We start from the raw sequence: 14,464 nt of genomic DNA on the forward strand, positions 1-14,464 counted from the left end.
TTGGTTTTAACAGAGAGTTGCTGCGTAACTGTCGTCACAACGAAGGAGTCATGACGGCAGTTACGCAGCAACGCAGGAGCTACATCGCAGGTTGCAGTTCAGCATCCTCGACCAGCAGGCCCTTCGCCTTCAGCACATCCGTCAGTTTGCACAACTCGATGGTGGTCCCCCCTTCCTTGTAGCGGCGAATGAGGTCGTCCTCCGCGTCAACGCGTGCCTGCGACAGCTTGATGACTTGCTCGATCTCATCCTTGCGGACCACCACCACACCGTCGGCGTCACCCAGGAGGACATCGCCCGGGTAGACAATCTCATCACCAAACACCAGTGGATGGTTGATGGGCCCAATGGTTTCCTTGACCGTCCCCTTGATGCAGATACTGCCGGAGAACACCGGCAATCCAAGTTCGATCAGGTCCTTGGTGTCGCGGACGCCGGAGTCCGTGACCATACCGGCCAGGCCCTTCGCCTTCATGGCGTTGCCCAGCACATCGCCGAAAGTCCCCGCCTCTTCGTACTCACCGGCGGACACCAGGACAACATCGCCCTTCTGCGCATAGTGGATGGCCACCTGGAGCATCAGGTTGTCCCGGGGTGCACAGACCACGGTGACGGCGGGTCCGCAAAAGGACATGCTGCGGTCGATGGGCTTAATCCTGGAGCTCAGGGCGCCCTTGCGGCCCTGTGCTTCATGCACTGTGGCGGAGGAAAACTTGGAAAGGCGCTGAATGGCGTCCTCCGAGGGCCGGTCGAATTTCGTTTTGACGTGGATCATGGGGAGCTCCTGTTGTTGGAAAGAGTAGGCAAGGGGAAGGTTGGGTCAGGCCAGCGCCGTGACGGCCTTTTCGATGGCGGCAATGGATTCCTCGATCACCGGCAGCCCGGTGGCGTAGGAGATCCGGAAGTAGGGGCTTAGCCCGTAGGCCGAACCCTGGATAACGGCAACAGAGGCTGCTTCCAGCAGGTACAGCGTGAAGTCCTCGTCGTTGGTGATCTGCTTGCCATCGGGGGTCGTCTTGCCGATGACCCCGGCACAGTTGACGTAGGCGTAAAAGGCGCCATCCGGCGTCGCGCATTGCAGGCCCTTGACGGCGTTCAGCCCGCTGATTGCCGCATCGCGCCGTTCGCGGTACACGTCCACGCTTTCGTGGACGAATGCCTGGTCTCCGGTAAGTGCCGCGGCAGCAGCTGCCTGGCTGATGGAAGACGGGCAGGAGGACATCTGGGACTGCAGCTTGTTGATGGCAGCCACCAGGGGCCCCGGCCCACCGGCATAGCCCAAGCGCCAGCCCGTCATGGCATAGGCCTTGGAGACGCCATTCGTAACCAGCACACGGTCCTTGAGCTCAGGGGCAACGGCCACCAGGCTGGTGATGTGCTCTTCGCCGAAGTGGATCTCGTCGTAGATTTCATCCGTGAGGACGTAGACGGCCGGATGGTCCTTGAGGACGGCGGCCAGTCCGGCCAATTCCTCACGGGAGTACACCGCTCCTGTGGGGTTGGAGGGGGTGTTGAGGATGACCCACTTGGTGCGCTCCGTCAGTGCCCCTGCCAGGGCGCCAGGGGTGAGTTTGAAGCCAGTATCCTCGCCGCAGGAAACGATCACAGGGGTGCCTTCGTTGGCGAGCACCATGTCCGGGTAGGAGACCCAGTAGGGTGCGGGGATGACGACCTCGTCGCCTTGGTCCAGGGTGGCCATGAATGCGGTGAAGATGACCTGCTTGCCGCCGCCGCCGATGGTGATCTCACCCGGCGTGTACTGCTGGCCGGTTTTGCGCTGCAGCGTCTGCAGGATGGCCTTCTGCAATTCGGGCGTCCCGGTCACCGACGTGTATTTGGTTTCACCCCGGCCGATGGCTGCGATGGCAGCGTCCTTGATGTGCTGCGGTGTATCAAAATCCGGCTCGCCGACCGTCAGGTCCAGGATCCGGCGGCCCTCGGCCTTGAGCTCCCGCACGCGTGCCGCCGCGGCAACGCTGGGTGAGGATTTGATACGGGTAACGCGTGATGCGGGCACGAATTCAGGCATGTTCTCTTCCAGGCTTCCGGTACGGATGAGGGTGGTTCATTCGAGCCTAGGGAAGGAGCCATGCTCTTGGATAAGACCTAAAGTGCGTGGACAGATAAGCAGCCCTTATGACGGGGCAGGCCAGAACTTTCGCGTATTGCTCCATGCACTTTCGGTATTGCCTCCCGGGCTTGCCCGCGGCGTAACCTGCAGGGTGGAGAGACCTGAGGAAGGCACAGCGCCGGCCCCCGGCACGTTCCTTCCAGACCGCCGGGACAAACCGCGGGAAAAGTGCCCCTGCTGCTGGGAAGCCGCGTTGACATGGAAACAGCACCAACGAAAGACAAGGAGCAAAGGTGCCCGGTAGAGGGATTTACGAACGGATACTTGCGCGTACGGCCGGCACCGGGACGGGCGGTTTCGGCGTGGCCGCCTACCGGTACCGGGGCGTGCCGAAGCCGGACCCCGCTACTGCCCGCGCCCAACAAGCGCTGGCCATGCTGGCCCAGCTGCGGACGACTATCGCGCTCCGGTCCAGCCGGGTGCGTGCCCTCACCGCCGAGCTGGGTGACTGCGTTGCCCAGGCCGTGTGCGACGGCGTGAAGGTTGCCGCCGTCGCAAAGGCCGCGGGCCTGCCTGCCGCCAGTATCCGGTCTGCCGCGCTGGCACGCGGCGAGCTGTACCCGTCGGGCCAAACCCGAAACCGCCATCTGGACCTCATTGCAGGATTGGCCGCGGAGTTGGCGGTGGCCGAACGCACCCGGAGTGCCGCGGAAGAAGAACGCACGCAGGTACTGGCCCTGGCCAGGAAATCCCGACTGCTTGACGACTACCAACTTGCCGGGGCAAGCGGCCTGAAGTCCGACGAGATCCGCAAAGTGACCAGGGGCGTGGGCTTGCGCGTGGCCTAGCCGCAAGGATCGTCCCGGCTGATCCGCTGCCCGCCGTCCTTCACCCCGTTGTCCCTTGCGGACGCCGGCGTAGACGAGTTCCGGCTTACTTCACGCCTCCGCTCTGGCGGCGACTGGCAACCAAGCGTAGCGTCTTTTCGAAGAGGCCGCGGCGAGCACGGTGTCTGCTTGTGCGGCGCTTCGGTGGTCGCGGAGGAGGCCAGAATGGCGGGGTGGAATGCGGATACGGCGGCCGGTCCACTAGGGGCTGGCTCTGTGACGTTGGTCGAGGGCTCATCCTTCTGTACTTCGTCGTCCAACGGGGATATTCAGGCCGACCGTCCGCACGGCCTCTTCGTGGCCGACGTCAGGATCCTTTCTGCCTGGCGACTCACAGTGAATGGACAGGCGCTTGAACCACTCACAGCAGAGACAAAGGAGCCGTTCCGTGCCGCATTTGTTGCAAGGATCCCCCGGTCCGACGGCTACGCGGACAGCCCACTTATCGTGGAACGGCTGCGGGAAGTCGGGGCCGGCCTCCAGGAGCAGCTCACCGTCCACAACTACTCCCAGGAGCCGGCTGAGTGCCTCATCGTTCTGGAAACGGGGGCCGACTACGCGGACCTCTTCGAGGTGAAGGAGGCACGTATCCGGCGACAGTGGGAGCAAACACGAGAAGCCGACGACGGGATGCTCACCATTCGGGGCAGTTGGCAGGACGTCCGCAAAGGCACCGCCATCCACGTACCTGGTGCCGACATTTCCGGTAACACCGTCCAGTATCGGGTGTCCGTACCCGCTCATGGGCAATGGAGCACAGTCCTGACCGTTCTGCCCACCAACGATGGAGCCCACGCACCGGCTTTCGCCCATTCCGAGGGGGATTGCCTGTCCCCCCGAGACCGCCGCCGGCGGGAGTGGGTGGCGAAAATCCCCGAACTGCAGGTAGCCAACCGTTCCGTGGAACGGACCCTGCGCCGCAGTTATGACGACCTGGGCGCTCTGCGGATCGAGGACCCCGACCATCCGGAGCGCGTCGTCGTCGCCGCCGGGGCGCCCTGGTTCATGACCCTGTTCGGAAGGGACTCCTTGTGGGCCTCGGTGATGGCTATGCCGGTAGACCCTTCGCTGGCCCTGGGCACACTCCAGACCCTCGCCGATCGCCAAGGCACCGTGGTGGACCCCATGACGGAAGAGGAACCCGGCAAGATCCTCCACGAGGTCCGGCTCGATGTCTCCAGCGGCCTGTCCCTGGGCGGCAAGTCGAACTACTACGGCAGCGTGGACGCCACTCCCCTGTTCCTGATGGTGCTCGGTGCGGTCAGTCGTTGGGGATTCGCCGCGGACACCATCAAGGCCCTGCTGCCCCACGCCGACCGCGCACTGGACTGGATCGTGAACTACGGCGACAAGGACGGCGACGGCTTCGTCGAGTACCAACGGCTCAACGATCAGGGGCTGGTCAATCAAGGCTGGAAAGACTCCTGGGACGGCATCAACTTTGCCGACGGCAGCCTGGCCGAGCCACCAATCGCGCTCTGCGAGGTACAGGCCTACGTCTACGTCGCCTACCTGTCACGGGCATGGCTGGCCTACGAGGCCGGTGACATGGCATTGGGCAACGACCTCACCGATCGCGCTGCCCGGCTGAAGAAGCAGTTCAACGAGCAATTCTGGATCCCGGAGCGAGGGTACTACGCCATCGCGCTCGACGGCAGGAAACGGCAGGTTGATGCCTGTGCCTCGAACATGGGGCACTGCCTGCTTCAAGGTCTGATCGACGAAGACAAAGCACCGCAAGTCGCCGCGCACCTGATGTCACCGGAAATGTTCAGCGGCTGGGGCGTACGCACCCTGGCCAGCAACATGGGCGCCTACAACCCGGCCAGCTACCACAACGGGTCCGTTTGGCCCCACGACAACGCCATCATCACGGCGGGGCTCCTCCGGTACGGCTTCGTCGCCGAAGCGCAGAAAATCGCCACCGGGATGATGGACGCGGCAGAGTTCTCCGACGGCCGCCTCCCGGAACTGTTCTGCGGCTTCAGCCGGGACCACCTCGCCACTCCCGTTCCCTACCCCACCGCCTGCTCGCCTCAGGCATGGGCAGCCACCGCACCCATCCAGATCGTGTCCAGCCTGATGCGCTACGACCCGGTCGTGTCTGCCGGCGGCGTGTGGCTCGATCCCGTCCTCCCCGAATCCTTCGGGGACCTGCACATCTCCAACGCCCCGCTTGGCAATGGCCGCATCACCATCGACATCGCCGGCTCAGTCCCGTCCGTCCAGGGACTACCCCCGGGGATGGCCCTTCACCGGGGACACCGACCGTGGATGTCCGAATTGGTGGAGGAAGCGGTGCAGCGTCGTGGAAATAGTCGCCCCTCGTCAAACCCTCTTCGTTAGGGAACCACGTCGAGCTTCCTGTTGTCCAAGGCCTCCCGTTCTTCGCCTCTATGCCATAACGAATCGCTATGTAGGTACATAAAAGCGGACTTTGTGTGACCCACACCGCAAACGTTAACTTGATGTCTGGGGCCGGTCCGCAAAGCCGTAAACACGACTTGCGAGAGAGCTCACAGCAGGACCAACCGGATATTCCACTCGAAATCTCTTTCCCAGAGCCCAGGTGTAGCGGCAGCCGGTGTTCACCCAATCACCCACGGAGACGAAATGACTGAAACCTTACTTCCGAAGAAGACCCCGGTCAGGGCCGCGGTCGCGGCCTGGATCGGCACGACGCTGGAGTACTACGACTTCGCCGTGTACGGCACCTCGTCCGCGTTGATTCTGAACGTCCTCTTCTTCTCGCCCGAGCTCCCCCAGGGCATCAGCGTGCTGCTCGCCATGGTCACCTTCGCGGTCGGCTACGCGGTACGCCCGCTCGGCTCTCTCATCCTGGGGCCGCTGGGTGACCGCCGCGGCCGCAAGTTCGTCATGATGATCACGCTGTTCGGCATCGGCGGCTGTACCTTCCTGATCGGGTGCCTGCCCACGTACGCCCAAATCGGTCCTCTTGCTCCGATCCTGCTCGTGCTGATCCGCGTCATCCAAGGACTGTGCCTTTCCGGCGAGCAGCCCAGTGCCATCACCATGAGCCTGGAGCATGCTTCCGAGGGCCGACGCGGCTTCCTTGCGAGCTTCACCACGTTGGGATCCTCCTCCGGCACGCTGCTCACACTGCTGGTCTTCATCCCGATCGCAGCCATGCCCTCGGAGCAGTTGCTGAGTTGGGGTTGGCGGCTTCCATTCTGGGCCTCTGCCGTCGTAGTCGTCGCTGCATACCTGATCCGCCGCCACATCCAGGAGCCGCCTGAGTTCGTAAAGGTCCAGACCGCCAAGGTGAACGTCGCCCCCCTCAGGCACCTTTTGCGCTTCCACTGGCGCGCGGTGCTGCGGATCGTATTCTGTGCGCTCATCGCGGGCACAAGCTACATGATGCAGACCTTCTCGGTGGCGTTCGGGACCGCCGGATACAAGCTGGATAAGCCGACCATGCTCCTGACGACCACAGTCTCGGCAGTGATCGCCCTCGGAATCACGCCCCTGGCAGGATTCCTTGTGGACAAGATCGGCCGCAAAACGATGTTCCTCATCGCAACGGGCGGCGTAGGAATCACGATGGTGCCCTACCTCTGGTCAATCACGACCGGCAACTGGTCGCTGATCTTCCTGTTTGGCATCGTCAACTACTCCCTCTTCTACTCAATGGTTAATGCGTCCTGGCCCGCGTTCTTCGCCGAGATGTTCCCCGGCCGGCTGCGCGTCTCCGGGCTCGCCCTTGGCACCCAGATCGGCTTCGCCATTTCGGGCGTCATCGGCCCCGTACTCTCGACAGCACTCGCTGGCCCCGATCTGAAAGATTGGGTCGGCCCGTCCATGGTCGCGCTCGGGTTCATGGTCCTGGCAGGGATCTCAGCCCTCACCGCGAAGGAGACCAAAAAGTACACGCTCAAGGAACTCGACGAGGTGCAGCAGAGTGAGCGGGAGACGGCCGTCCTCACGGCCGCGACCGTGTCCGCGGGCACAGCTACAGCTACCCACGGCCTCGCTGGTTAGCCTGGAATGCAGATGTGACGGGTAATCCGCCCCTGAGCTGATCGCGAACTGGCTGTACGGGGCGCAACATTCGTTACGTCGTGAATACGTGAAGACCTCTTAGTCTTGGTGGCCGTTACACACCGCCAACGACTAAGAGGTCTTCGTGTTCCGCCCGTAATGCCGTCTGGCCTTTCTTTTCTGACAAGGGTGGCAGAATTTCATATGCCCAACCCTGACAATTGACCGGGGCCTACAGGCACTCCAATAAGGAAGACATAAGTGTGGACTTTTCACACCTCATTCGGCAGGACCAACACTCACCGCAACTCCCCCGGGTAACAATAGCGGCCTCCCAAGTCCGTTCCGAGTCACGGAGGTGCGTCATGTCGCACCCACAGCCCCGTGCCGTCGACAGGTGCGTGCCACCGAGCTAACCCGAAGGAACGGAAACGAGGCACTGCAAGGACCCTGTGACAGCAGGCGGAAAACCCACCAGCCAGGGACTTGACCCCGCCACCCACACACCTGAATAGGCCACGCTACGGCCAGGCCACAGCCGGCGAACCAACCCCGTGTGAGTGACGCCACCACAATCTTTGTCACCGCGTTAAAAGCAAAAACCCCTCTGACGAGGGGATATGCTGTGCCCTAGGTGGGACACGAACTACATTCAAACCCTGGAAAACACCGGAAACTCCGGAAAACATGTGGAATCCTAAACAGTCCAACCGGTGTGCGACCCACTTCGACGGTGGAATTGTGGACGTTGTCCACGCCCCCATTTGCCCCTGAAATGTGTCCCACACGCCAGCCCGGCATGGCCGGCCCGGCATCCGGAGAGCTATGTGGATGGCGCCACAACGTCCTCCAGTACTGACCTGTCGAAGAAACGGATCTCGCCCGTTGCCTCGAAGAACACCGGAACTACTGATGTGCTCAAGTCTTTGGAAGTTTCGTAGATTTCAGCCGCACCCCCGTGCTTCCTGGCAATTGTTCCGACCAGCTCCGTACCGCGAACCCGAACAGTTCGATATTTGTAGCTCATCATGGCTCCTTCGTCGGCTAGGGCACACCCTACCCCTTGGGAGTCCCGCTTCGGGAGGTCGTCTCCTACAGCGCCAACACCTTCGGTGGCGGCGTCGGATCACATCTCCATAAACGCAGTGGAAGCGTCGAACTGCACTCGAGTCCTTATCAAACACTGCAGAAATGGCTGCCGTCCGAATGGGCAGGCGGCACAGCTACCAGGGCATCCACCCACCGTCCCCATACTCAGGGAAACCGGCCCCAGTCACCGCGGGCACCGCCGAGCCGATGGGGATCAAACACCCCTCGCCCCTGAAATAGGTCCGAACTCTGTGGCCGGCCGGCAGCGACCCAGGATATGCCTTTCGGCTATCTCAAAGTGAGGCCAAACCCGACAAGCCCACGCAGCAGCCAACGAAGCAGAGCCAATACGATCAGCAGGGGTCCTTGGCGCCGGACTTAAGGCCAGCCAGCTGGCCCTGCTCTGCAGTTGCACGCTTGCGTCTCCCCATCCGGTGGAGCTGGAAAGCGTGGTGAAGAGCTTGGACAGGCAGCCCGAAAATTTTATACTCCGTCGTGAGACCGGCAGAAGTTGTGTCACCTCTACTCCCTATCTAGCGCCCATCACATTCCCCTCCCGAATCCCAGTGAATTAGGACCTTGATGTTCCTTGGGTACGCTCAAACCGGACGTAGACGCCGGAAAAGGGAAGACTTGGCCTCGAGACTAAGCTGTCGCTTTTCCTTGCACGGCCCGGCAGCCAGCCTCATTATCGCGTTGGCCCCGAATGGAAATGGGCGGGAACTCACCGGCGACGTCGCCAGTGCCGTCCGCGACTTTTCCAGCGAGGAACAGGGCTACCACGAGACCCCAAGCCCCGCCGAACCCAGGTGACCGCCATCGGCGGTGCGATCGGCACCGGCTTGTTCATGGGAGCCGGGGCCCGGCTTCAGCTTCGGGCGTACTGACTTGTCTGTCTGGTTTTCGTGTAGTGTCTGCTGGTGATGGTCCACACATATGACTTACCGACCGCCGTCGATGATCTCGCCTCTGCTCCCCCGCGGGTGGCCTCTGGTGGCGCCAGGGAACGCATCCTGGACGCCGCTTACGAGCTGTTCCTACACCGGGGCATCCGCGATGTCGGCATCAATGAGTTGATCTCGAGGGCCGGGGTCGCCAAAGCCACGTTCTACACGCACTTCACGTCAAAGGATGAACTGGTCCTTGCCTACCTGCAGCGCTGCCACCAGGACCTGACCGTTGAGGCGATCATCGCCGACACCGGAAGGCGGACCGCGAACCCCGCTGGCCGGATAATGGCTATTTTTGATGTCCTGGATGGGTGGTTCCGCCAGGATGACTTCCAGGCCTGCGCCTTCGTCAGCACCATGCTGGAAATGGGCCCCGCCCACCCACTGGGAATTGCATCCATCGAGTATTTAGCGCAGGTCCGGGTGTTCATACGGGCCCTGGCCGTGGAGGCCGGCCTTGAACAACCCGACATTTTCGCCCGCTCTTGCCACATCCTGACAAAGGGTTCGATTATTTCAGCGGTCGAGGGAGACCGGGAGTCAGCGGTCTTCGCCAAACGGATGGCTGCTTCCCTCATACGCGACCACGGAGGTGAGGTCCCGATCGCCCCCTGACGTTTCGTTATCCGCGGACATTGTTCTCCGTTCTCTTGGCGGTTCCAAGATGCTGCAGCCCCTTTATCCACCATTCCGTTGAAGGAACAGGAGCCATTAGAAATGGAAACCCCGGACTACGCCCGTTTTGTTCAGGAATGCATTGCCGCCGATGCGGCCGATGACCACATACGCACGGAAGACCAGTTCTACGGCGTGTACCTGAGCTGGTGCGCACTGCAAGCACAAATCCCCGGCCCCTGCGAATCGTTTTGGGCGGCGATGTTCCAGCAGGGCATCCACGAACGACGCGCCAACGACGACCGGTGCATACGGCCGGGACTTCGAATGACCGGTCCGGCCGCTCTGGACTACATCCTCGCCAGCCAACCAAGCTTGGTCTGACTAAGGCTTCTGCCAACTCAGGCGCGTGGACCTGACGGGCTCGACTAAAATACTCTCGTTGCGGGTATCCGATGAAATGGAGTGCCGCTAGTGAAAGGGACACCAATGTCAAGCAATCTGCGCATCACCCCTGCCGACCCGTTTCCCGAGGATCTGGAAACACTAAAAGACGAGAAACTGCAGGTTCTCGACAGCCAGGTCCAACGCCAAATCGACCACGAAATCGTGACCGATGGTGAGTCTCACCCGGAGACCGAGTTCCGCCACTACGAGCTTGATGCGGAGTTCGAGCAGCGCGAGGACTAATCCGCTGCTCGTGGCCCCGAAGGACCGCTTCAATACTTCGGTCCCTCACAGTGGCCTTCATGGCTGTCGAAGAGCGGGCGCCTAGCCGCAAAGGAGGGCCCTCCGCCGAGCTGCTGCAGCGACACGACCTATGGCATTGCCTTTGAATCGCCGCACTCGGCTAGACGACTTCCTGAGAGTCGCTTCTGCTCCCCCGCGTCTCCAAACCGATTAGGGAATGGTGCCTTCGCAGGCTCCGCACCCCAGGCTTCCACTTCACCCTGAACACCACGTCCAGGCCCCGTGCAGGCCGAAGGTCTATACTCCGCTCATGCCCGACATGAATTCCTGGCCTACCGGCCGCCTCCTATCAACCGCGGCCAGGCTCGTCGAACATTCATGGAACGAGAAACTGGCCCATGCCGGGCTCACCCACGCCGGAGTGATAGCCCTCGATGTACTATCCAGAGCCGAGGCATGTGCCTACATCCGCCGACAGCCCAGCCCTTCCGACCGTAGAAGCCAGGTCGTCTCCATCACCGACCTCGGCGCCCGGGTGATCAGCGAGGCCCGTGAAGTGGACCGCACAGTATTGACTCATTCGGCAGCGGATGGCGGCAATCTCCGCAAGGAACTGCAAGCCATCGTTCAACTGCTCGCCTCCAACGCCAAGCAAAACCCGGCAACCGGTAACTACACGCCTCCTAGGACATATCGCTAGTGGAAGACAAAGGCCGTCTCCTGTAGCACTCGGGTTGGGAGCTCTGCGGCGGTGCGCCCCGGCCCTCCCAGCCCGCCGCGCCAATGGACGCCCAATCCTGTGAGCTCTGGAAACATGCTTTGTTCGTCGGAACCGTAACTGTGTGTTTAGGTCAGCGACCCTTGGACTGGAGCCGGAAAGTTGCGTGGCGAGGCCGGGGAGGAGGATGCTCATTCCCTGGTCCAGCTCAAGGTCGCCGTCATACTCAGCGAGGACGGGTCCCAGGGCGCGCAGGTGTGGGAAGTCTTTTGCCGGCAGCCGGTGGAGTCCGAGGCGGAGGATGGCTTCGTTTTCGTCCGGGTCCACAACGTATTCCTGCAGTTCGTTCCGAATGTGCCCGTAGAGGAATCCGTTGTACGTCCGGTAGACGTGGAGGGCGTCGGCGGGGGCAAAACCGGCGTCTATGAGCAGTGCCAGGATCTGTTCGAGGGGCCGGATGGTGCCCAGTGGGTGCAGACCCAACGGTGTGGACAGTGGCCGGGTGACCAGCAGCGGGACGACGTTGGGATGCCGCAGGGCCAGAAGCCGCAGGTCGTGGGCGATTTGCGCAGCTGTGCCTGCCAGTCCGAGTCATCGGCAAAGATCGCCAATTCATTGAGGACTGTTTCAGCGACACCATCCTGCAGGGCGGTGCGGTTGGCGGCGTAGCGGTAGAGGCTCATCGGGTCCCGCCCGGGTTCCTGGCCCAGCCGTCGCATCGTCAAGGCATCCAGGCCTTCAGCGTCCACCCGTTCAAGAGAGGTGGAGAGGACAATTTCCCTGCTCCGACGCCCTTTCGGGGGGGCTGCAGAGGTCGGGGTGGGGTTGGGAGAGGCCATAGCGAAACCGTCGTGTGGAGACCAGTCTCGCCGGAGCCGCGATACCAAGACCACCGGTTCCCCGGTTGAATGCGCGGTGAGGACTGCGCGCATCGTCGTTCTCGGTCTGGTCCCTCTGATGAATCTCCGTGCCTCGTCTGGTCGTAGCGTGAGGAGGATGTTACCCACCTCACGTTACGACCTCGGTTACGACCTATGAACTGGGATCTGACGCCAATAGGCGACGGCGGCTGCGAGGCTGGCGCCGACAACAAGACAAACCATCGCCATGGGAACAAATGCGCTCGTATCCCCGCTCCTGACGATCAACGCCATGGCGGCGATGATGCTCAATCCCATCAGCACGGAAAAAACTAACGCGGGCACTGTCAAGAACAACCCCGTGGGGTTCCCGCGCAGCGCGAGCACTCCGATGATGATCATGCCCGGCAGGACCAGAGACAAGTCAATGACATGGACCGGGTTCACGATAAGCCCGGCTACTTCCAGGCTGGGCGGTGGCTGCCCTGAAATGGTTACTGGAGCTAATTCGCTCAGCCACAGCAGGGCAAAGAGTGCGCCGGTGCCGATCAGGACCCACGCAGCGAATGCCCGTGCGGCGCCGTGAGGGTATGCCGCCGGGCGCACCGTAGTAGAGAGCCCAGCGATCAAGGTGTAGAAGACAGAGCCGAGGATAGCGACGTACACAAGAAACAGGCGACCGAAGTGCACGGCAAAGGCATACACGATGTAGGCATACAGCAGATAGAACAAGGTACCGACCCAGAGTTGCGTCGCTCCCATTGAGCCTGTGCGTATCCTGGTCGCACTCCAGACGAGAACGACAACCGCCAGAAGATTACCGAGGTCTTGCCCTCGAGCCTGCAGGAGCCAGTTTTCGGTTTCCTTCTGATACGGCCAAGAAGCAAGCAGCCCGAGCAGGCTGGCCAGAGTGACGAGCAGGGCAATACCGAAGGACGCCATGAAAAGCGACGTTCCGCGTCGTTCAACCGCCGCCTCTGAGCGGTACTGGTCGGTATCCATATCGAAAGACTAGCGGACACGCTCAGCTTCATCTGTGCGTGCCATAGGCGGCCCGATGGCACGCCTCGGCGCGTAAGCTCAGCTACGGGACGCGAGGCCCGCGAGCTCCGTCCCCAACGTTGGCGCGTTCGAGCTCACCGTCGGCGACCGGGCATGCATAACCGTGCACGCCGAAAGTCTCGGGCTTCACGATGGGTCGGAATCCAAGCGTGACAAGGCGTTTCATCGCCTTCGTCGCGGCAGACCCGGGCAACCGAGGGCTAACGACTCGCGTATCGAACGTCAGTACAGGAACTGGGCGACCAGGCGAGGCGTGCGCTTCGATCCACTCCCAAATGCCGCCTGCTGGGATGTGCTCTGCAGGCTATTGCTTCGCTGACTCGCGTGTCGCCCCGGTTGACATGGAGAATGCGTCGGTTCGACCACCTACCACCAAGAGATCCAGGTTGGAGTCCAGTGTGCCCGGTGCTGAGGCTGCGTCGACCACGTCGGCGCCTTCGCCGATTCCGGCTGCGATCGCGCGCGCGAGTTGTTGCGTGTTTCCCCAAAGCGATTCGGAGACCACTACTGCGTGCGACTTGCGGCGCTATGTGGCGGCGTTTTCACGGTACTGAATGTCGCGCCAGGTGGCGCTGCGAACGCGGAGGACCGTACCCCAAAAGCCGGCGGAGATTTAGGCGGTTCTCTCAAGGTCGGATGAGGATTCGTTCTCCCGCTCCTGCAGGGCACCGGTCACCGATGCTGTGAGGCTGTTGGCGATGTGGGTACGAGCGAGTTCCGCCGCTCCGGGCCCGTCTCCCGCGGTGACGAGTTCAAGGATTCGGTGGTGCTGGTTCAGGTCGATGGTGCGGGGCTCGTCAGCGGAAGGCAGCTCCAGGCCGATGCGCCGGTAGCGGTCGGACTTGTCCCAGAGGTCATCCAGGAGCTTGATCAGGGTCGCGTTGTGAGAAGCAGTGTAGACGGCACGGTGGAAGTCGCGATGAGCAATGATGGCGTCCTCTCCCCACACGCGTGTGACAGGGAGCAGTTTTTCGGCGGCCGCCCGGATGATGGCGACATCAGCGTCGGTCCGGCGGTAGGCGGCCAGTTCCGTTGCGGACGGCTCCAGCGAGAGGCGGACTTCCAGCAGCTCGCGGGCTTCGGCGGCGCTCATGTCGGCAACCTTCGAGTCGCGGTGGGTGTCCATCGTGATCAGGCCCTCGCTCGAGAGCCGGCGGATGGCTTCACGCAAGGGGGTGATGCTCATCTGCATGTTCTCGGCCAACTCGTATTGGGAAATACGCGAGCCGGGGGCTAAGGCGCCGGAGAGGATCATCTGGCGTAGTTCGCTGTACGCCAGGCTGCCCTTGCTCGAAAAGACGTTGGTACTCATCTGCCGCTCCAAATCTGCGGGAGAGTTGCCCCCGCCCCTCCAAGTGTAGCCCTCCAACCAACATCTTATAAGAAATTTCGCCACGCGCTTGTGCTCCGGCTCACGGCCAGCTAACCTCGATTCATCGTCTTATAAGATATTCGCTAGTAACCAACACCAGATGCTCGGCCAGACGGCATCGACCCGAACATCGATCTTATAAGAAATAAGA

The 14,464-nt window shown here is 62.0% G+C and carries 11 protein-coding genes and 2 pseudogenes; 8 read left to right on the top strand and 5 right to left on the bottom strand.

Annotation, left to right across the window (positions count from 1 at the left end):
- Positions 1–79: 79 nt before the first annotated feature.
- Together ACWRN3_RS19685 and ACWRN3_RS19690 are read right to left on the bottom strand one after the other, a co-directional pair.
- Positions 80–775, bottom strand: coding sequence for a 4-carboxy-4-hydroxy-2-oxoadipate aldolase/oxaloacetate decarboxylase (locus ACWRN3_RS19685; protein ID WP_255175412.1), 696 nt, complete (start codon positions 773–775; stop codon positions 80–82).
- A gap of 45 nt (positions 776–820) precedes the next feature.
- A complete protein-coding gene (locus ACWRN3_RS19690) occupies positions 821–2,029 on the bottom strand; it encodes an aspartate transaminase (protein WP_476741657.1) in 1,209 nt (402 codons plus the stop codon).
- Between the two features lie 335 nt (positions 2,030–2,364).
- Here ACWRN3_RS19690 and ACWRN3_RS19695 point away from each other — a divergent pair, with 335 nt between their 5' ends.
- The 8 genes and pseudogenes from ACWRN3_RS19695 (at position 2,365) to ACWRN3_RS19730 (ending at position 11,001) form a co-directional block, all read left to right on the top strand.
- Positions 2,365–2,919, top strand: a complete 555-nt coding sequence (locus tag ACWRN3_RS19695) for a hypothetical protein (protein WP_476741658.1) — start codon at positions 2,365–2,367, stop codon at positions 2,917–2,919.
- A gap of 204 nt (positions 2,920–3,123) precedes the next feature.
- Complete coding sequence (locus tag ACWRN3_RS19700) at positions 3,124–5,304, top strand: amylo-alpha-1,6-glucosidase (protein ID WP_476741659.1); 2,181 nt, start codon at positions 3,124–3,126, stop codon at positions 5,302–5,304.
- A 267-nt stretch (positions 5,305–5,571) separates the two neighbouring features.
- Positions 5,572–6,957: an MFS transporter gene (locus tag ACWRN3_RS19705; protein WP_255175409.1), complete on the top strand. Its 1,386-nt coding sequence runs from the start codon at positions 5,572–5,574 to the stop codon at positions 6,955–6,957.
- 1,785 nt (positions 6,958–8,742) lie between these two features.
- Positions 8,743–8,915 (top strand): annotated as a pseudogene (locus ACWRN3_RS19710) (amino acid permease); the annotation flags it as partial.
- A gap of 54 nt (positions 8,916–8,969) precedes the next feature.
- On the top strand, positions 8,970–9,611 hold the full coding sequence (locus tag ACWRN3_RS19715) for a TetR/AcrR family transcriptional regulator (protein ID WP_476741699.1): 642 nt from the start codon (positions 8,970–8,972) through the stop codon (positions 9,609–9,611).
- Positions 9,612–9,713: 102 nt separating this feature from the next.
- Complete coding sequence (locus tag ACWRN3_RS19720; protein ID WP_476741660.1) at positions 9,714–9,995, top strand: hypothetical protein; 282 nt, start codon at positions 9,714–9,716, stop codon at positions 9,993–9,995.
- Between the two features lie 105 nt (positions 9,996–10,100).
- Positions 10,101–10,301 (top strand): hypothetical protein, encoded by a 201-nt coding sequence (locus ACWRN3_RS19725; protein WP_110543387.1) that lies wholly within the window; start codon positions 10,101–10,103, stop codon positions 10,299–10,301.
- A gap of 310 nt (positions 10,302–10,611) precedes the next feature.
- The gene (locus tag ACWRN3_RS19730; RefSeq protein ID WP_476741661.1) at positions 10,612–11,001 is read left to right on the top strand and encodes a MarR family winged helix-turn-helix transcriptional regulator; all 390 of its coding nucleotides are present in this window, start codon (positions 10,612–10,614) and stop codon (positions 10,999–11,001) included.
- A 174-nt stretch (positions 11,002–11,175) separates the two neighbouring features.
- On the opposite strand, the pseudogene ACWRN3_RS19735 reads toward ACWRN3_RS19730, so the two are convergent.
- The 3 genes and pseudogenes from ACWRN3_RS19735 to ACWRN3_RS19745 form a co-directional block, all read right to left on the bottom strand.
- Positions 11,176–11,858, bottom strand: a pseudogene (locus tag ACWRN3_RS19735) (TetR/AcrR family transcriptional regulator C-terminal domain-containing protein); the annotation flags it as partial.
- 186 nt (positions 11,859–12,044) lie between these two features.
- Positions 12,045–12,881 carry a hypothetical protein gene (locus ACWRN3_RS19740; protein WP_476741662.1) on the bottom strand — a complete coding sequence of 279 codons (837 nt, stop codon included), beginning with the start codon at positions 12,879–12,881 and terminating at the stop codon, positions 12,045–12,047.
- A 673-nt stretch (positions 12,882–13,554) separates the two neighbouring features.
- Positions 13,555–14,253: a GntR family transcriptional regulator gene (locus ACWRN3_RS19745; RefSeq protein ID WP_255175405.1), complete on the bottom strand. Its 699-nt coding sequence runs from the start codon at positions 14,251–14,253 to the stop codon at positions 13,555–13,557.
- Between the last annotated feature and the right edge of the window lie 211 nt (positions 14,254–14,464).

It is taken from the genome of Pseudarthrobacter sp. rb, from assembly GCF_056389225.1.